Here is a 19,288-nt window from a genome sequence, read left to right as displayed (position 1 = left end):
GAGTCCGCATTCACTACCGAAGCGCCGCCCACTTCAACCACCCGGCACCGCTTCGTTCTGCGTCGCTGCATCAGCAGCAGAGAAACGAGATTATGGAGATCGGTCGGCACGTCGTCAATCCCCTTTGCGCAATTATTTTCAAAAAGTTGAGAGACACTCGAACAGCCCCTGTCCACGGCGACAGAAAAATGCTTAGGTATCCAAGTTAATTTCAAGCGATAGCAGTGATCGCAATTTTTTGCAAGCGAGAGGCGCCAATAACTAACGAGCGAACTCACGCCACAGAAGCGCAACCGAAGGGAGTGGCGTTATGAAGAACTCTTCGGCGCGCGCAGCGCCGCCGGAAGTATGACTCCCTTGTCACTAGCGCATGCATGGGCACGAACACAGATTCCAGATGCACCACTACCCGTGGCAGACCACGGTGCCCACTTAGCATTAGCGGTTTGAGCCGCTTTCTTTGCTTATCTTTCTTTGCGGCGGCAAAGAAAGTAAGTGCCGCCCCGCACAGGGGCAACGCTAATAGACCACTAACAATTCAAGGAAAACCACAAGCCCTAAGCAAACAACCCCTAAAGCTCCCAGCCAGCACAGCCGTAAACAAGTAATCCCGCCACATATTTACCCACCGACCATGGAAAACCAGACAGAAGCCCAAGCGACGGCCCCAACACCGTCACTGACTCTGGAAGCCGTGCCGGTAGGCACCCCGCTAAACTGGCCGATCGCAGACTCCAACGGCACACTCCTCTTCGCCGCCGGCACCATCCTGGCGACCACGGACGAGCGCCAATTCCTCTTCGCCAACTTCCACCCGCACCGCGGCGACCTGTTGGAAAAGGCCCCACAACCAGAGCCCCAGGCCGATCAACCCACCACCGCCAGCCTCACACTAAAAGACATGCACCTGACAATAGGTGCATTAGTCGGCGTGCGCTCCCAACTCGGCAGCGGCGCCCCGATGCATCCATGCCGCATCATCGGCTTCGCGCCCAACCATGCGCTCTTCGTCACGCCGCCGCTGCAAGACGGCCGCATCCTCCCGCTACGCCTCGGTGAAAACATCGAGATCGTCGCCATAGCGAGCCATGCCGTGTTTCGCTTCGTCTGCACGGTCGAGTCCGTGTGCCGCGCCCCATTCGACTACGTGGTGCTATCGAAGCCTGGCGTGATCCGCCGCCTGCGCGAACGCAAGTCGATCCGCGTCCACGCGCACCTCCCGGTGCGCTTCGGCATCGGCGAAACCGGGGATTCATATGACGGCCTGGGCCTCGCCAAAAGCATCAGCGCACTCGGTATGTCGCTGGCCGCTTCATGGACGCTGGGTGCAGTCGGCGAACGACTACGCATCGCCTTCAGCCTCAAATCGGCGGAGATGCAAACGGAGATCGAAACCACAGCAGTCATCCGCAACGTGCAGAAAGGCAGTGCGCCGGGCGAGCCTTCAACCCACGGGCTCGAGCTCGATCAACTCGACGCCGCTCAGCAGATGGCGATGAAAGTCTTCGTATTCGACCGCCAGGACGATGTGCAGTACTGGTCCAACGGTTTGAAATAAGCGCACGAAAAAGACGTGCAGCAGCACGTCGCCCGTGACGCTCAGACTCAGGCGATCAGTTCGTCCGGCGTAAACAGCGCCGCGCCCCATGCATCGGCAAGCGTCCGGCAACGGCCCAGCCGTATTGCCGCTCGCTCGAAGTCGACGAATACCACCTCGTCCGCATGACGCGGCCGCGCCGGCTGATCGCCACTGCGGCCGTCGGTCAGGATCCACAGCCAGCGCTGCTGCGCGGGCTTGCGTCGGGCGCTGCGCTCGAGCACCTGCGCAGCCTGACGCACACCGGACGCCAGCGGCGTCCCACCGCCACCGCCCACCGGCCTTAGCCACCGTTCATTCCACCAGCGCGGCACAGCCGGACCGAAACGCAGATCAGCGCCAGCCCCGCCAAAACACACCAGCGCCGCCTCGGCGCGAGCAGCGCTTGCGCGATCGAACAGCGCGATCAACAGACCCTTGGCGAGCGCGAGGCGTTGCCCGCCGAGCATGGAACCGGAGCAATCGAGCACGAAGCAATGCAGCACACCGCTCCGTGGTGCTTCTCGCGCGAAACGCAGATGCTCGGCGCGCAACGTGTCCCGACGCTTTGCGATGAGCGTCGGCAGCCATGCAATGCGCTTGCCCGGCGCACCTTGCAAGCGGCTGCGCGGACCTGCACCGGCACCTTGCCGCCATCGAAAACCGCTGCGCGAGTCAGCGGCGGCGCCCTTCCGATGGCTCAGCGTTTTTTTGCGTTGAGCGGAATGACGCCTTTCACCTGCGCGACGCCCGCAGGCTGCGGCGGCAAGTAACCCCAATCGCTATCGCCGGCGGCAGCGCCTGGCGTTGCATCAAGCGAAGATGACGAGGACGCTGCATCCGCGTCGGCAGCCTGCCGCGGCGCTTCGCTCTCACGTGCGTCGCCACCTGCACGCGCCTCGCGATCGTGGCGCCGATGCATCAGCACCGACTCAGCGACACGCTCGACATGCTCCGTCGTCACCGCATCCGCCTGCTCCAGCGCCGCCAATGCCCGCGCCGCGCGCAACATCACGAGATCGGCACGCAACCCATCGACCGCCGCGTCGATGCACAGTGCACTGACATGCGCATGCACGGCGTCGTCGAAATCGAGTTGCGGCAGCGCTTCACGCGCCGCGCGAATCCGCTGAACATACGTTTCCTGTTGCTGCGTATATCCCGCGCGAAAGCCTTGCGGATCGAGATCGAACGCCAGGCGCGCCTTGACGATCTGCTGACGCACCTGCGGCTCAAAACAGTTCTGCAGCCCGACCATCAAACCAAAACGATCGATCAGTTGCGGCCGCAACTCGCCTTCTTCCGGATTCATCGTGCCGATCAGCACGAAGCTCGCATCGTGGCTATGCGAAACGCCATCGCGTTCGATCGTATTCACACCACTGGCCGCCGCATCGAGTAACGCATCGACGAGCGCATCGGGCAGCAGGTTCACTTCATCGACATACAGCACGCCGCGATGCGCTTTCGCGAGTAACCCAGGCGAAAAACGCACTGAGCCGTCGCGCAGCACGGTTTCGATATCGAGCGTGCCGATCAAGCGGTCTTCACTTGCACCGAGCGGCAAATTCACCAATTGCCCTTCGGGCAACAATTCAGCAAGCGCGCGCGCCGCGGTCGATTTCGCCGTGCCACGAGGCCCGCTCACCAGCACGCCGCCCAGACCCGGATCGATCGCAGCGAGCAGGAGCGCCTGCTGCAATGGCGTCTGGCCGATCAGCGCGGCAAAGGGAAAGGCGGGCCGTTGGGTCGCAGCGTTCATGTTTGCATTCCTTCAATCTGCTGCTCGCTCGCGAGCAGATGCTGTTCGACTTGCGCGCGATAGTCGCCGGGCGCCTGCCACAAACCGCGCTGCATCGCTTCGAGCAGACGCTCGCAGATCGAATGCATGGCGTGCGGATTGTGTCGCTGCAAGAACTCGCGTGTGTCGGGGTCGTTCAGATAAGCATCGGTGACAAGCGCATATTGATGATCGGCGATCACCCGCGCGGTTGCATCGTAGCCGTAGAGATAATCGACCGTCGCCGCAATTTCAGCGGCGCCCTTATAGCCATGGCGTTTCACGCCATCGAGCCATTTCGGATTGACCACGCGCGAGCGGACCACCCGCGCGATCTCTTCGTGCAGCGTACGCACACGCGGCGCGGCCGGATTGCTGTGATCCGCGTGATAGATCTGCGGTTGAGTGCCAGCCAGGTGCCGTACCGCCGCGACCATGCCACCCTGGAACTGGTAGTAATCGTTCGAATCGAGCAGGTCGTGTTCGCGGTTGTCCTGGTTCTGCAGCACGACGTCCATCGCGGCGAGGCGTGTGCCGAACGCCTGGCGCGCTTCTTCGCCGGCGCTTTTCTGCGTGTAGGCGTAACCGCCCCACGCCTGATAGGCATTCGCGAGATCGGCGTCGGTTTGCCATTGCTGCGAGTCGATCATGTCCTGCAGACCCGCGCCATACGCGCCGGGCCGCGCGCTGAACACGCGCCAGCCGGCGCGCTTGCGCGCCTCGGCGGCGTCCATACCGCGCGCCATCAGCGCATCACGTTCGCGCAGCACGCGCGCGCGGATCGGGTTCAGGTCCTCGGGCTCGTCGAGTTCGGCCACGGCCTGCACGGCGGCGTCGAACAGATGCATCACGTTCGCGAAGGCATCGCGGAAAAATCCGGATACGCGCAACGTGACATCGATACGTGGCCGATCGAAGGCTTCGATCGGCATGATTTCGAAGTCAGTCACGCGATGACTGCCTGGCGCCCATTTCGGCCGCACGCCGAGTAAAGCAAGTGCCTGAGCGATATCGTCGCCACCGGTGCGCATGGTTGCGGTGCCCCATACCGAGAGGCCGATCGCGCGCGGATAATCGCCGTTCTCCTGCAAGTGCCGTTCAATCAACTGCTGCGCGGATTTCAAACCGAGCGACCATGCCGCTTGCGTCGGAACGGCGCGCGTATCGACCGAATAGAAGTTGCGGCCGGTAGGCAGCACGTCGGGCCGTCCGCGCGACGGCGAACCGCTCGGCCCCGGCGGCACGAAACGCCCTTCAAGACCGCGCTTCAGGTTCAGCATTTCCTGCGAACCGCAGGCGTCTAGCCGCGGCAATACGTCGTTGCGCAGGCGTTCGATCACACGTTCAGCTTGCGGCAAAGTCCCGCTTGCGGGCGCCGTACCGGACGTTTCATGGCCGCACACTTCACGCAACATCTCAGCCGCCAGCAGTTCCAGACGCTCGCGTGTATCGCCACAATGCCGCCAGGGCGCATCGCTCACCCGCTGCAATACCTCGGGACGTGGACCGTCCCACGCCGCAGCCCAATCCACCGACAACGGATCGAATAGATGGTCCATCAGCAGATCACGCGCCAACGCGTCGATCAAACCAGCCTTGCCGCCCTGGCCATCGCCGACCGGGAAACGCCCCAGCGCCAGCAACGTATCGCGCCGCTGCACACCTTCAGGCGACTGTCCGAACGTATGCAAGCCGTCGCGAATCTGCGCCTCCTTCAACTCGCACAGCCACGCATCGACGCGCGTCAGCAGCGCATCTTCATCGTCCTGACCGTTCGGCTCCGCAAGACTCAACTCGTCATGCAGCTTGTGCTCGACGATGGTCGCGAGAATGGTGCGCCTCAACAGCTTCGAGCGGCGCGGGTCGACCATCAGTGCTTCATAGTATTCGTCGACCTGGCGCTCGAGGTCCTGCAACGGCCCGTAACTTTCGGCGCGCGTGAGTGGCGGCATCAGGTGATCGATGATGACGGCCTGCGCGCGACGCTTCGCCTGACTACCCTCGCCCGGATCGTTGACGATGAACGGATACAGATGCGGCATCGGACCGAGAATCAGATCGGGCCAGCACGCATCGCTCAACGCGACGCTCTTGCCCGGCAGCCATTCGAGATTGCCGTGCTTGCCAACATGCACGACCGCGTCGATGCCGAACTGATGACGCAGCCAGAAATAGAACGCCAGATAGGCGTGCGGCGGCACGAGTTCAGCGTCGTGATAGCTCGCGTAGTCGCCCTGCTCGCGCGAACGCGAAGGTTGAATGCCAACGAACACTTGCCCACAACGCCAGCCCGCGATCATGAAACGGCCGCGCCGCAACGTTGGATCCTGCTCGGGCGAGCCCCAACGCGCGTTCAGCGCATTGCGAGCTTCCGCCGGCAACGCGTTGAAGTACACAAGATAGTCGTCGAGCGCGAGGCTTTGCAACGCAGGCCGCAAATCACGCACGACCGGATCGTTGGTCACGCCTTCGGTCAGCTTCTTCAACAGTGCGTCGCCGTCGGTGGGCAGCTCAGCCACGCGATATCCCTCATCACGCAACATTGACAGAAGTCCGACCACCGAGGCCGGCGTATCGAGCCCCACGCCATTGCCGATGCGCCCTTCGCTCATCGGATAGTTGGCAAGGATCAGCGCGAGTTTCTTGTCCGCGTTATCGAGCGTGCGCAGGCGGCACCAGCGGCGGCTCAGTTCGGCCAGAAAGCCGACGCGTTCGAGGTCCGGTTGGTAGCGGACCACATCGACTTCGGTATGCGGACAACGATAGGCGAGCCCCTTGAAACTGATCGCCCGCGTGATGATGCGGCCGTCCACTTCCGGCAGCGCGATATGCATGGCGATATCGCGCGAATTGAGACCCTGATTGTCCTTAACCCAATCTTCACGATTACCGCCGCTCAGGATCACCTGCAGCACCGGCGCGTCGCCGGCGAGCGCAAGCGGCTCGGGGTCGTCGATAGCAGACGCGGCGAATGCGGTTGTATTCAGCACCAGCGCAACATCATGTTGCGCGCACAACTGCTGTACGACGTCGCGGCTCATCGCATCTTTAAGCGAAGTAATTGCGATCGGCAACGGATTCAGACCTTGTGCTTCGAGTGCATCGATCAGGGCGTCGAACACCGCTGTGTTGGCCGCCTGCAAATGCGCCTTGTAGAACAGAATCGCAGCGACCGGCGCGTCATCACGCCAGCGCGCCTGCCAGTCGGCAATGGTCGGTGTGTCGCGTTCGGGATGGTAGAGCGTCGCGGCAGGCAAGGCGCGCGGCAGCGCAGGCTCGCGCCCCCAGCCAAGCGAGCGGTACGCGATAAAACGCAGGAACGCCTCGGCATTCTGCGGTCCGCCTTCACGCAGATAGCGCCATAGCTGATGGCACAGATCGGCGTCAGCGGTGCTGCGCGCGAGCAGATTCGGGTCTTCCTGCAGATCGCCGGAGAACATCGCGAGCGTCTGCTGCTTGCGTTCGGCAAGGGCGACCACCTGTTCGATGCCGTACGGCCAGTACGCCTCGCCGCCGAGATGATCGACCACCACGACACGCGCATGCTGCAACACGTCTTCGACATAGAAATCGATCGAAGCCGGTTGCCGCAAATACGTGACGTTCGCAAGCCGCACGCTCGGAAAACCCTCGCCCAGACGCGGAAACACGCTCGCGAGCAATGACAGCGTGGTATCCGCAGAACTGAGCACCACGATATCGGCGGGCTGCTGATCGATCCGGATCACGCCCTGGGTATCGTCGACAAAACCGCCCGGCGTGGTGCGCAGCAGATGCATGACCGGTTACGCCTGTTGCGGCTGAGCGTTCGCCACGGCGCCCAAGGCGGCGTCGAATGCCTGTTGCAACGCGGCCTGGTCGAGGTCTTCGCCGATCAGCACAAAGCGGCTTTGTTGCTCGGCGCCCGTTTCACCCGCTTGCCAGCGCCGGTCGAAGTAACTATCGAATCGGCGGCCCACGCCCTGTATCACCAGACGCATCGCGGCACCCGGCAGCGCCGCGAAACCTTTGACGCGGTAAATCGTGTTGGTTTCGACGAGCCCTTGCAACGCGGCGATCACAGCTTCGCGCGACGAAACATTCGCGTGCACCACCACCGAATCGAACTCGTCGTGATGATGATCGGCGTCTTCTGCCGAACCATGGTGATCGTGACGCAGATGAATCGTTTCTTCCGACGCCGCTTCGAGGCCCAGCAGCGTATGCAGATCAAGTTGACCCATCTGCGCGCGCACGATCTTCACTTGCGGCGGAATTTCTTCGCGGATAACGGCTTCGACAGCAGCTTGACGCGCTTCGTCGAGCAGATCGGTTTTGTTCAGAATCACCAGATCGGCCGCCGACAATTGATCTTCGAACAATTCGTGCAGCGGCGATTCGTGATCGAGATTCGGATCGGCCTTGCGTTGCGCATCCACGGCGACCGGGTTGTCGGCGAACTGGCCGCTCGCCGCGGCCGGGCCGTCTACCACGGTGACGACAGCGTCGACGGTAAAGCTATTCTTGATCTGCGGCCAGTTGAACGCCTGCACCAGCGGCTTCGGCAACGCGAGACCTGACGTTTCGATCAGCACGTGATCGATCTGCTCGCGGCGCTCCACCAGCTTTTCCATCACCGGGAAAAACTCCTCTTGCACGGTGCAGCACAGGCAGCCGTTCGCGAGTTCATACAGTTGCCCTTCGGTCTCGACGCCGTTCTCATCGCAGCCGATACCGCAACCCTTGAGGATTTCCCCGTCGATGCCGAGCTCGCCGAACTCGTTGACGATCACCGCGATGCGCTTGCCGCCCGCATGCTGAAGAATGTGCCGCAGCAGCGTGGTCTTGCCGCTGCCGAGAAAGCCCGTGACGATGGTGACGGGGATCTTGCGCATTTGAGTTTGCATCGTGAGGTCCATCCGTAGGAGTTGCTCGTGCACGCCGGTGCATCGTGTATAGGCCGGGCAAACGGGGCACATACCCCAAACCACGACATTAACAAAACACGGGGACGAACAACGGCGTTGCCGAGGCAACAAAAAACTGGAAACGAGAATGAGGTCATGAACGCGCCACCGCATCCCCGCGATGGTCGTTCTTCGTAGTCTGGCCGGTATCCGGGCTGGCGAAAGCGCCGCTTCCCCTTCCCGGACGAGTGGTTTCTCGCCCAGTGGTTATATGCCGACGCGGCCTTGCGCGTGGACATCGAAGCCGGCTCCGCGGCGCTCAAGAACGCACCGCTTTTCGCTTACCGTTGCGGGGGCAGCACAGGTTGACCCGGTCCATTGCAGGTAGGCACCCTGTTTCCCGTTTAACTGCATGCGCACGAGCGCGCACACGAGCACCAAAGTGCGTGCGAGTTTAGGCCGAGCGCCCCCTGCCGTCAAGGAAACGCGGGCTTCGGCAAGGCCTTTCCACAGTGCCGGCGCGGCCTGCCGTGTGCTATCGTATGCGCGCGTTTGGTGCCCGCATATGCGATCGCATGTGCAGTTAAACGGGAAACAGGCCGCGCTCGCTGCGCTCAACCTGTGCTGTCCCCGCAACGGTAAGCGACCTGCGGTGCTTTCGCATCGCGCATGCGTTTTTGATGCCACTGTCCGACGAATCCGGACGGGAAGGCAAAACGCATGAGGCCGCCAGCCCGGATACCGGCCAGACGCGGAGGCAGCGAACGTCACGCTGCCGGCCGCCGGAATCCGCGAGGGACGGATGTGAAGGCGCTGAAGCACGACGTGGCGCGGCCGTTGGCGTTTTCCTGTGGGAAACGCGGCGAGCGGCGTTTTTCGTTGCGCGTAATCTGTTGCACCGCATGACCTCAATTTCTGCCGCCTCCGGCATCTTCGCGCCTCGCCCGCTCCCGCTTGTCACGACATGGCGTGCGCCATGCACGCCGCGATGAGCCGCGCCTGGCTGATCGGCGCCGGCCCCGGCGACGTCGAACTGATGACGCTCAAAGCGACGCGCGCGTTGGCGCAAGCCGATGTGGTGCTGGTCGACGATCTGGTGAATCCTGAGGTACTGCAGTTTGCGCGCGCCGACGCACTGGTCGTGTATGTCGGCAAACGCGGCGGCCATCCGTCGACGCCGCAGGCCGGCATCGTCGCGCAAATGCTCGAGCATTTGCGGGCGGGACGCAGCGTCGCCCGTTTGAAAGGCGGCGATCCGTTCGTATTCGGCCGTGGCGGCGAAGAACAAGAAGCGCTCCATGCCGCAGGCATTAGCGTCGACGTGATCAACGGCATCACCGCCGGGATTGCGGCGCCCGCGGCAATCGGCATTCCTGTGACGCATCGCGATCACGCGCAAGGCGTGGTGTTCGTCACCGGACACGGCGCCGGCAGCGGCGAGCCGGACTGGGCCGCGCTCGTCGCTACGCGAATGACGCTGGTGATTTACATGGGCATGCGGCGACTGAACGAAATCGTCGACGCATTGCTCGCAGCCGGGATGAGCGCCGATACGCCGTGCGCCGCGATCGAATCGGCGACGCGCCCCGAGCAACGGCATGCGCTCGCGCGGCTCGGCGAGTTCGCCGATACGGTCTCCCGCGCCGGGCTCGGGTCGCCGGCGATCGTGGTGATCGGCGGTGTGGCGTCGTTGGCTTTGGCACGGGATGCGGTGAAAGTCGGCAGCGAATCCCAGCGCCACGCAAGGAAAACGCTAACCGTCGGCATCGGTTGTCGTTTGCACAGCTCCGCCGAGGAAATCGAAACGGCTGTGCGCGCCACGCTCGGCTCGCATTCATTCGACGAAATCAGTACGATCGCCTCGGTTGACCTCAAAGCCCACGAAACCGGCTTGCTCGAATTTTGCGCACGTCATGCGTTGCCGCTGAAGCTGTTCAGCCGCGAGCAGATTGCGGCGATCTCCGTGGAGGATCCGTCGGCGGCCACACGCGAGCACCTCGGCATAGACGGCGTCTGCGAGCCGTGCGCCTTGCTCGCTGCGGCGACCGAATCTGATGCGGCCCATGCCTCAATTAGCTCAATGACCCCAGTTGCCTCGTTTGCAGCCGATACCGCCAACGCACGGCTACTCGTGCGCAAAACCGTACATGCCGGCATCACCGTCGCGATAGCATCGACCACCGCCCGCCTCGCCTGCGAACACGCAAACAACGACACTCAAGAACAGGACCTTCCATGAAGACCGATCCCGAATCGCATCAACGCATGACCGAGCGCCGGCGCGAGGGTCACGAGAAGAAGCAGGCCAGCGCCACCGTCGAAAAAGGTCTGCTGATCGTCAATACCGGCACCGGCAAAGGCAAAACCACCGCCGCGTTCGGCATGGCCGTGCGCGTGCTTGGACACGGCATGCGCCTCGGCGTCGTGCAATTCATCAAGGGCGCGCTGCATACCTCGGAGCGCGACTTTCTCGGCGCAATCGCCAATTGCGACTTCGTCACGATGGGCGACGGCTATACCTGGAACACGCAGAATCGCGACGCCGACATCGCCACCGCGCGCAAAGGGTGGAACGAAGCACGCCGCATGATCGAAAGCGGCGACTATCAGATGGTGATCCTCGACGAACTGAACACCGTGCTGAAGTACGAATACCTGCCGCTCGACGAAGTGCTGTCGGTACTGACCGGGCGCGCGGAGATGCTGCACGTGGTGGTGACCGGCCGTCACGCGCCGGACGCGCTGATCGAAGCCGCCGACCTCGTCACCGAAATGCGCATCGTCAAGCACCCGTATCGCGAGCAAGGCGTGAAAGCGCAGCGCGGCGTGGAGTTCTGAGCGATGTCCGCTTGCCCCGCCCTGTTCATTAGCGCTCCCGCGTCGGGCCAAGGCAAGACCACGATTACCGCGGGTCTCGCGCGCTACCATCGGCGGCTGGGGCGACGCGTGCGCGTATTCAAAACCGGCCCCGACTTTCTCGACCCGATGATCCTCGCGCGTGCCAGCGGCACGCCGGTGCTGTCGCTCGATCTGTGGATGGTGGGCGAAACCGCCTGCCGGAACGTGCTCGCGCAGGCGGCGGCCGAAGCGGATCTGATCCTGATCGAAGGCGTGATGGGCCTGTTCGACGGCACACCGAGCAGCGCGGATCTGGCAACTACGTTCGGCGTGCCGGTGCTCGCGGTGATTTCAGCGAAAGCGATGGCGCAGACCTTCGGCGCGGTCGCTTTCGGCCTTGCGCAATTCAGGCCGGAGGTACCGTTTTACGGCGTGCTCGCCAATCGCGTCGGCTCACCAAGGCACGCGCAAATGCTCGAAGAGGCTTTGCCGCCAGACCTGCGCTGGTGCGGACACATCAGCGGCAACGACGAAATCGAACTGCCCGATCGCCATCTCGGCCTGCATCAGGCGGCGGAAATCGACGATCTGGACGCACGTCTGGATCATGCCGCCGATGCGCTCGCGCAAACCGCGCTGGCCGAATTGCCGCCGCCGGTCGAATTCGGCACGCCTATAGAAGAAGCGCCGCCGCGTCTTCTGGAAGGCAAGCGCATCGCCATTGCGCGCGATGCCGCGTTCTCGTTCATCTATCCGGCCAACGTCACGCTGCTGGAGACACTCGGCGCGCGCATCGACTACTTCTCACCACTCGCCGACGAAGCGTTGCCGGAGCACGCCGACGCCCTGTACCTGCCAGGCGGCTATCCCGAACTGCATGCTGAATTGCTCGCTGGCAACACACGCAGTGCCGCAACGATCCGCGCACACGCTGCAGCAGGCAAACCGGTCGTTGCCGAATGCGGCGGTATGCTCTACCTGCTCGATGAGCTGACCGACACGGGCGGCACCACAACGCCGATGCTAGGCCTCCTGCCCGGCCATGCAACAATGCAAAAGCGCTTCACCGCGCTCGGCATGCAACAGATCGACAGTCTGCACGGTTCAATGACCGGCCACACGTTTCACTACTCGAAGCTGACGACGCCGCTCACGCCGCTGCGTACAGCCACCCGGCCAAATCTCGATGCCCCCGGCGAGGCCGTGTTCCGCGCAGGCTCGATCGTGGCAACCTATATGCATGCTTATTGGCCCTCCAACCCGGCCTTCACGGCCGCCCTGTTCCATGGCGAAGCCTTTTAACGATTCCGAGCGCGAAGCCGTCTACCGCGCGATTTACGAGCGGCGCGACATGCGCCATTTCGTGCGCGACCCGGTTGAGCCTGCCGTATTGCAACGTCTGCTCGATGCAGCGCATCACGCACCGAGCGTCGGCTTCATGCAGCCGTGGCGCATCGCGCGCATTACCGACGCGGCCTTGCGCAGCGCGCTGCACGCAACCGTCGAAAGCGAACGCCTCGCCACTGCCGATGCACTCGGCAAGCGTCGCGAAGAGTTCATGAAGCTGAAAGTGGAAGGCATGCTGGAATGCGGCGAACTGCTGGTGATGGCGCTGATGGACGGCCGCGAGCGTCACATCTTCGGACGCCGCACCTTGCCGGAAATGGATCTGGCTTCCGTAGCGTGCGCGATCCAGAACATGTGGCTGGCCGCGCGCGCGGAAGGTCTGGGAATGGGCTGGGTGTCGCTATTCGACGTCGACACGGTGCGCACGCTGCTACATATGCCCGAGGGCGCACGGCCGGTGGCGATTCTGTGTCTCGGCCACGTCGATCAGTTCTACAGCGAGCCGATGCTGGAAACCGAGCGTTGGGCGAGCCGCATGCCGCTTGCCGAGTGCGTTTTCGAAAATCGCTGGCCGGAAGACGACAAAGCGCCGGAGTAAATGCGGGCGCAGAAGTCTGACTGCTATGGCTGGAGAGGCTTGAGCGAAACCACAGCCGGCACGCCGCCCGCCTGATCGGCCCGCAGTTTCACGCGCCAGTCCGGCGGCGCATCGAACGGAAATTTTGCCAGCGCGCTTTTCACGAGCACCGGCATCGCATGCAATGGGTCGGGATCTCGATCGCTGCTGGCCGCACTCACCTTGTAGACTTCCTGTCCGCTCGACTGCTCGAAGAACCGCAGCGTCAGCCCGTGCTGATAAGCGCGTCCGCCGAATAGCGAAAACGGCGGTTCGGGCGAGCGATTGCACGCACCGGGCGCGCAGTCAGTCGCGCCCACGCCGATCGCGGCCGGCCGCGTGTCATACGCAATCGACAGTAAATAGTGCGCAGACTTGGCCGCCGAATCGGTGAAGCCGTTCTTCGCCAGCTCATCGCGCAGCATGGTTTCAAATTGCGGATGATCCGCGCTGGAATCCTGCGACGGTATGCGCGCAATCGTATAGGTGCGCTCGCCCTGCAGCACGGCTGAAGGATTCGCCGTGTGCACGTCGGCGTTCAAACCCGCGCATCCGGTCAGACTCGCCGCGGCGAGCGCGGCACAGATCAATATCGCTTTCACCGGCTTCTCGCTTCGATAAGATGAGTGTTCATAGTCATAAGCGTGGCGTTGTGGACACGTCGGCTTGCGCTTCGTCGAGTGCCGGCAGGGAAATCGTAAATGCAGTCCCCTTGCCTGGCGCGCTGACCACCTCGACGTCGCCGCCATGGCGCGTCACGACGGTCTTGACGAATGCCATACCCAATCCGGCGCCGCCCACTTCCGGCCGCTCCGTCTCGTGAAAGCGCCGGAAGCGCTCGAACAGGCCCGCCTGCTGCTCCTCGGGAATCCCATAGCCTTCGTCGCGAATCGTGCACGATACACGTTTTGCCGCAGCGGGCGCGGCCATTTGCGCAAGGCCGCCTGGAGCGCTGGGACCGCCGAGGCTCGTCAGGCTGCACGTGATCTGCGTATCCGGCGGACTGTACTTGACCGCATTGTTCAGAATGTTGACGAGCGCGCGCGTCATCAGCGACCGGTCGGCGCAGATCCAGTGGCCGTCGTCGGCATCGGTTCCGTCGGCCGTATCGGTTTGCAGCGTGATGCGCTTGGCGTGGGCCTGCGGCCAGACTTCGTCGCTGGCGTCGATCAATAGCTCGGTCATGCTCACCGGTTCGAGCACATAGGTTTGCGATTCGGCGCGCGCGAGTTGCACGAAATCGTCGGCGAGCGTCAGCGCGCGTTGCGCATAACGCTCGATGCGTTCCAGCAGGCCACGCGCGAGCACCGGCTCGCTGCGCGCCCGCTCGATCTCCACCAGCGCAAGAATCGAAGCCTGTGGCGAACGCATATCGTGCGACAGCAGCCGCAACGCGTCTTCGCGTTGACGCTCGGCGGCGTGCAAGGCCGATACGTCGACGAGGCCCGCGATCCAGCCCGTCGTCTCACCTTGTTCGTTCGTGCAATTCGCATAGCGCAGCAGATGGTCGCGCTCGTCGGCGTCGCGCACCTCGACGCCTTGCGCCATCAGCTCGGCGAACTCGCTGCGTGCGGGATCGAGCAGCGCCGGCCACTGGGCATGCGCGAGAAGATTGTTTTCGGCGTCCGACGCTGCGCCACTGTCGATGGTCTTGACCAGCGTCAGTCCGCCCAACACCGCCCGCATCGGCCGGCCTTCCGGCAGCGGCGCGCCAAGCCGCGCGAAATGCGCCTTGGCGGCATGGTTCGCAATCAGCACGATGCCTTCCACGTCGCTCACCAGGATCGGCTCGGGCATGCTGTCGAGGCTGTCCCATACGAAACGCTTCATGTCCTGCACGCGCTGCGCAGCCTGCGCCATCAGCGCCATATGCTGCTCCAGCACGTCGCCGCCGAACTCGCGGCGGCGCTGTGGCGTTTCCGGCAGGAGGTGCGGTTCGTCGGCGAGGCGCTGCAGCTCTTCGCGCAGATAAGCCATCGTCATTTCGAGGCGCCGCCAGTTCCAGATCGGATACACCACGATCAATCCGGCGATCGCCGGCACCGGCGACATCCACAGCCGCGCGCCGTACAGCAGCGCCGCGCTGCCGACGGTGGCAAGCGCGCCCAACGCGACGGTCAGCAGCAACGACCGTCGCGGCGAAAGCACCAGAAAGCCTGCGAGCAGCGCGGCGAGCGGCACCAGCGACACCACGAACAGCACCCACGGCCTGGCGGGTTCGAGCTCGCGACCGGTCAGCAGCGTATCGAGCACGTTCGCGTGGATATAGACACCGGGCAGCGGCCCCAGCTCACCCGACACCGGTGTGGCAAAACGGTCGTACAAGCCGGACGCGGTCACGCCGATCAGCACGATGCGTCCGCACAGCTTGTCCGCGGGGACGTTGCCGGCGAGCACATCGGCGAAACTCAGCTTCGCATAGTTCTGCGCGTTCGGACCGAAAGGAATCAGGAAGCGGTCCTCGCCTGCGTCATGGTCATCTGATTGGGCCGCCGCCTCGCCGGAAGACGGCCGGGGCGGCCGCTCGTTCAATTGCAGAGCGCCACGCTCGACATCCTGTGCGACCGGCACCATCAATTGCGGCCAGCGCGAATTTGCGTCGCCCTCGAACCGCGCGACGCTGCGCACAATGCCGTCGCTATCGACTTCAAGGTTAATATGCCCAAGCCCCGCTGCCGCATGCGCGAGCGGCGCCACCGGCTCGACCGCGACGCGCCGACCGGCGCTGTCCGGCGGCGTCAACAGCATCGGCAGATAGGTGGGACTCAGGGCGACCGCGCGCGCGAGCTCGGCGTCTTCAGCATTGGCTTCTGTAAACAGCACGTCGTAGATCACCGCGGCGGGCTTCGCCTTCGCAATCTGTTCGAGCAGCCTCGCGTGGACGCTGCGCGGCCATGGCCAGCGGCCAAGCTGCGCAATGCTGGCGTTGTCGATTTCGAGCACTACGATATCGCGCAGCAACGGTTGCGCGCGCAGACTCAGAAAGCGGTCGTAGACCAGATGATCGACGCCGGCGGTCAGCCGGCCGAGCGAACTGAGCAGAATCACCACAATGCCCAGGCAGCCGATCGCCACCCACTCGAGCAGGAAGCGGCGGCCGGCGCGCCGTCCGAGACGGGCGCGCGGGTCGAGGCTCAGGCGCGTGTGTGTGGTCGGCAAGGCGTGGCGTGGTTGAGAGCTAAGGAACGGGTCGGTTGTCGACCCGGCCCCGTGAATCTACCAGCGTCAGCGTGCAAGCGTAAACGAGCGGACCGCGCTGCTCTTCTCGTAGAAGCGGCCGTTTTCGAACTGCTCGGCGACGATCGTCCAGTAGTAGACGCCGCCCGGCAGATCGCTCACCACGATCTGGCCGCCCGTCAGATCGGTCTTGTCGACGAGCGGGTGACGCAGGTCGGCAGTCGTGGCCAGCACAAAGCGAAAACGCGTCTCGACCGTGGAGCGGCTGACGAACCAGCGGAACTCGTAATCGCGACTGCCGGCGCGTGGGCCTGCCGACGCATTCAGACCCAGTTGGCGCCGCTCGAAACCGTAAACCTGCGGCAGGCCTTCGAGGCCGTTCGAGTCGACCGCGGCAATGCGCACGAAATATGTACCGTCGGCCAGATCGCCGAAGTCGGCATGCGGCGCGTTCACGCGCAGATCGCGGATCAGGTCGAGCTGATCGGCATCGCGCGCAATCTGGACGCGATAGGCCACGGCGCGCTCAGCGGGGACGAGGTCGAACGCGACGGTTTTGCTGTCCTGCACTTTGGCCGGGTCGGTAAGCGACGGCGCGGCCAGCAATTCCACCGGACCGCCGATCGCGCCGCCGGCCCGCGTGACACTGCCAAAGCGCGCCTTGACGAGTTGCGCCGACGCCTGCAGCGGTACGCCGGGTGGAGGCGCGGCGATCCGGCCATTGACGGCCGCCGGGTCGACGCCGACCGCTCCGTCCAGCACCTCCACCGCCGTCGTTTGGGCGTCGCCGTCGTAGGCGACCTTGAAGCGCGTGCCGCGTACGCCCGCTACAACCGATGGCGAGCGGATCTGGAAGCGGTCGTCCTTTTTGGTGGCATGCGTGACCTGGCTTTCGACTTCGCCATGCTGCAGATCGAGTACGCGATCGCCCGAGCCGGTCAGCACGGTGCGCCGCAGCGTGCCGATATCGAGCACACCGTCCTGCGACACCGTGATGTGCGAGCCATCAGGCAACTCAAGCGTGACAAAGCCGTTATGGCCGGTGCGAATGCGGTCGCCCTCGCCGAGCGTCGTGCCCGCGGTGAGCGGCGTAAAAGGATTCTTGCCGAAAGCGTGCTCCACCGGACCGCTCGTCGCGATCACGCGCGCCGACTCGGGGTCCTGTTTGAGCCTGTCGGCCGGCAGACGCAGCGTGATCCCGGCCGGCATGCGGCGTGGCGCGGGCACATGATTCAGACGGCTCAACATGGCCCAATCGCCGGAGTCGCGCAGATAGCGGCCGGCGATTTCGTACAACGTGTCGCCGTCGTGGGTCACGTAGGACACATAGACGGGCACAGTCGTTTTGCTTCGGGGCTTCGGCGCGCGCGACGGTTGCGCATCCGCCGACACCGGCGCGAAGCACGTCATTGCAATCAGACCGGCGGCCAGCATCGCGCCGGCGCGCCAGCCCGCTGAACCTGCACGGCCGGACACTACCCCATCGAAAGCAACCGTCACGCATCCCCCGCTTCGGGGCGTTCTTCGGTCGCCGCGGGCGGCGAGCCGGATTCGATCCGTTCGAGCCGGTACCCATAGCCGTAGATCGGCGTCAGACGATAGCCATGCTCCGGGCGCAAGCCGAGCTTGCTGCGCAGCATCGACACGTGCGTGTCCATCGTGCGCGACGGAATGTCCGTCGCCTGCTTCCAGATCACATCGAGAATGTGCGCGCGCGAGAGCGGCCGGCTCAGATGCTGGAACAACAGCAGCGCGAGCTCAAACTCCTTCTGCGTCACGGCGACGGTCGCGCCGCGCACCACTACGTGCTTCGCGCCCAGATCGAATTCGAATTCGCCGAAAACTTCTTTCGCCGCAGCCGGCTTCAGGTGATACGCCCGGCGCAGCAAGGAGCCGACACGCGCCAGCAGAACCGCCGCAGAGACCGGCTTGACGACGTAATCGTCCGCGCCGGTGTTGAGGATCGAGGTGATATCGGTTTCGCGGCCGCGGCTTGTCATGAACAGGACCGGCAAGCGCTCGGAGAGGCTTTCGCGCACCCAGCGCAGCACCTCTTCGCCCGACATATCGGGCACGTTCCAGTCGAGCACGAGCAGGTCGAAGGTCTGGCGCCGCAGTTGCCGCACCAGTTCACGGCCCGCGCCGAAAGCATGACAGACGTGGCCGGCCGCAGACAGCGTTTGGCAAACTAGATCGGCTTGAGCCGAATCGTCATCCAGGACTGCAATTCTCATAAAACCCCGCAACGCGACATCGTCCTTCGTAACTGTTGGCCGGTGAGCCGGCAGATGGCCGGGATGGCGGTGCGAACACCGACGATCCAGCTTCCTGTTTTCATCTTCGGCTGCACTCTTTTTCGATTAACGGTCCTTTGCCTCGCGCCCTGTTCAGCTCTGCCGCCCCACTGTCTCGAAATTAGCGCGCATTTTTTGGCTTTAACGCGCTGATTACCGAAGGGGCAGATCATCATAATCGAAAACGGCCGTTCTTTTTCCCGGATGCACTTATGCGCTTATGCAGCTATCCGGCCCGGCTCGGCCACTGCGGGCCGCTCTATGGGATTTTCCCCGACGTCTCTCAGGTTCTGCCTGTTATTGAAATCGACCTCAATGGGTCGTTATACGAGTCAGTTGGTCTCGCTCGCACGGTGATTGGCCCCGTCTGCCTTTTGTCCTATCGGGCTGTGCCCCCCGGCGTTCAGGAAACAGCGATTTGACAATTTGCGAGTCAGTATAGGAACAGTCTCAAAATAAATCGTTTAAGAATTGTTAGATCGGTTTGAGGGTGCGATTGCAGATATACATCGAAACACACAGACACCACAAAAACAACTTTAAAAACAATTGCTTATGACAAAAATCGGATCAATCAACGTAGTGGCGACGTGCGCTATCGCGTTGCAAAACTTCGCGGCCAGCGTAACGTTTAGCGTAGGTTTTTTTGCAACTGAAAGTAGTCCGAAAACCGACATCAGACCGAAGATGAAGTTCGACGCCAGACGGGCCAAGCTCCTCCAGCCGCAACAACACATAGCGTTCGACGACTTCCCCGGCTTACGACTCGAAGCT

At 63.3% G+C, this 19,288-nt stretch carries 13 protein-coding genes, 1 pseudogene and 2 riboswitches; of the genes and pseudogenes, 6 read left to right on the top strand and 8 right to left on the bottom strand.

What is annotated here, in order from left to right; genetic code table 11:
• Window positions 1–634 precede the first annotated feature (634 nt).
• The gene (locus tag BM438_RS23835) at window positions 635–1,558 is read left to right on the top strand and encodes a flagellar brake protein (RefSeq protein ID WP_093638806.1); all 924 of its coding nucleotides are present in this window, start codon (window positions 635–637) and stop codon (window positions 1,556–1,558) included.
• A 47-nt stretch (window positions 1,559–1,605) separates the two neighbouring features.
• Here BM438_RS23835 and BM438_RS23830 read toward each other — a convergent pair whose 3' ends face one another.
• From BM438_RS23830 to cobW, 4 genes are all read right to left on the bottom strand, one after another.
• Window positions 1,606–2,196 carry a vWA domain-containing protein gene (locus BM438_RS23830; RefSeq protein WP_093638803.1) on the bottom strand — a complete coding sequence of 197 codons (591 nt, stop codon included), beginning with the start codon at window positions 2,194–2,196 and terminating at the stop codon, window positions 1,606–1,608.
• An 80-nt stretch (window positions 2,197–2,276) separates the two neighbouring features.
• The gene (locus BM438_RS23825) at window positions 2,277–3,338 is read right to left on the bottom strand and encodes a magnesium chelatase ATPase subunit I (protein WP_093638800.1); all 1,062 of its coding nucleotides are present in this window, start codon (window positions 3,336–3,338) and stop codon (window positions 2,277–2,279) included.
• On the bottom strand, window positions 3,335–7,135 hold the full coding sequence (gene cobN, locus BM438_RS23820; RefSeq protein ID WP_093638797.1) for a cobaltochelatase subunit CobN: 3,801 nt from the start codon (window positions 7,133–7,135) through the stop codon (window positions 3,335–3,337). The genes BM438_RS23825 and cobN overlap by 4 nt, the downstream gene beginning before the upstream one ends.
• A gap of 6 nt (window positions 7,136–7,141) precedes the next feature.
• Entirely contained in the window at window positions 7,142–8,242 is a 1,101-nt protein-coding gene (cobW, locus tag BM438_RS23815) for a cobalamin biosynthesis protein CobW (protein WP_279630559.1), read from the bottom strand.
• Window positions 8,243–8,426: 184 nt separating this feature from the next.
• Window positions 8,427–8,699, bottom strand: a riboswitch (cobalamin riboswitch).
• Between the two features lie 79 nt (window positions 8,700–8,778).
• A riboswitch (cobalamin riboswitch) is annotated at window positions 8,779–9,006 on the top strand.
• Window positions 9,007–9,230: 224 nt separating this feature from the next.
• On the opposite strand from cobW, the pseudogene cobA reads away from it, so the two are divergent.
• From cobA to bluB, 5 genes and pseudogenes are all read left to right on the top strand, one after another.
• Window positions 9,231–9,953 (top strand): annotated as a pseudogene (cobA, locus tag BM438_RS46855) (uroporphyrinogen-III C-methyltransferase); the annotation flags it as partial.
• The gene (locus BM438_RS46850) at window positions 9,954–10,481 is read left to right on the top strand and encodes a cobalamin biosynthesis protein (protein ID WP_406550530.1); all 528 of its coding nucleotides are present in this window, start codon (window positions 9,954–9,956) and stop codon (window positions 10,479–10,481) included.
• Window positions 10,478–11,080, top strand: a complete 603-nt coding sequence (gene cobO, locus BM438_RS23805) for a cob(I)yrinic acid a,c-diamide adenosyltransferase (protein ID WP_093638791.1) — start codon at window positions 10,478–10,480, stop codon at window positions 11,078–11,080. The genes BM438_RS46850 and cobO overlap by 4 nt, the downstream gene beginning before the upstream one ends.
• Window positions 11,081–11,083: 3 nt before the next feature.
• Window positions 11,084–12,382: a cobyrinic acid a,c-diamide synthase CobB gene (locus tag BM438_RS23800; protein WP_093638788.1), complete on the top strand. Its 1,299-nt coding sequence runs from the start codon at window positions 11,084–11,086 to the stop codon at window positions 12,380–12,382.
• Window positions 12,366–13,025 carry a 5,6-dimethylbenzimidazole synthase gene (gene bluB / locus BM438_RS23795; RefSeq protein ID WP_093638785.1) on the top strand — a complete coding sequence of 220 codons (660 nt, stop codon included), beginning with the start codon at window positions 12,366–12,368 and terminating at the stop codon, window positions 13,023–13,025. Before BM438_RS23800 ends, bluB begins: the two co-directional genes overlap by 17 nt.
• A 23-nt stretch (window positions 13,026–13,048) precedes the next feature.
• Here bluB and BM438_RS23790 read toward each other — a convergent pair whose 3' ends face one another.
• The 4 genes from BM438_RS23790 to BM438_RS23775 form a co-directional block, all read right to left on the bottom strand.
• Window positions 13,049–13,645 (bottom strand): DUF4136 domain-containing protein, encoded by a 597-nt coding sequence (locus BM438_RS23790; RefSeq protein ID WP_244179443.1) that lies wholly within the window; start codon window positions 13,643–13,645, stop codon window positions 13,049–13,051.
• 34 nt (window positions 13,646–13,679) lie between these two features.
• The gene (locus tag BM438_RS23785; protein WP_093638778.1) at window positions 13,680–16,202 is read right to left on the bottom strand and encodes a CHASE2 domain-containing protein; all 2,523 of its coding nucleotides are present in this window, start codon (window positions 16,200–16,202) and stop codon (window positions 13,680–13,682) included.
• Between the two features lie 66 nt (window positions 16,203–16,268).
• The gene (locus BM438_RS23780) at window positions 16,269–17,654 is read right to left on the bottom strand and encodes a FecR family protein (protein WP_093638848.1); all 1,386 of its coding nucleotides are present in this window, start codon (window positions 17,652–17,654) and stop codon (window positions 16,269–16,271) included.
• Window positions 17,655–17,716: 62 nt separating this feature from the next.
• The gene (locus BM438_RS23775; RefSeq protein WP_093638774.1) at window positions 17,717–18,454 is read right to left on the bottom strand and encodes a response regulator transcription factor; all 738 of its coding nucleotides are present in this window, start codon (window positions 18,452–18,454) and stop codon (window positions 17,717–17,719) included.
• Between the last annotated feature and the right edge of the window lie 834 nt (window positions 18,455–19,288).

The organism is Paraburkholderia aspalathi (assembly GCF_900116445.1).
In the GTDB taxonomy this organism is placed as follows: Bacteria; Pseudomonadota; Gammaproteobacteria; order Burkholderiales; family Burkholderiaceae; genus Paraburkholderia; species Paraburkholderia aspalathi.
This window is presented reverse-complemented; position numbering and strand designations above follow the sequence as displayed.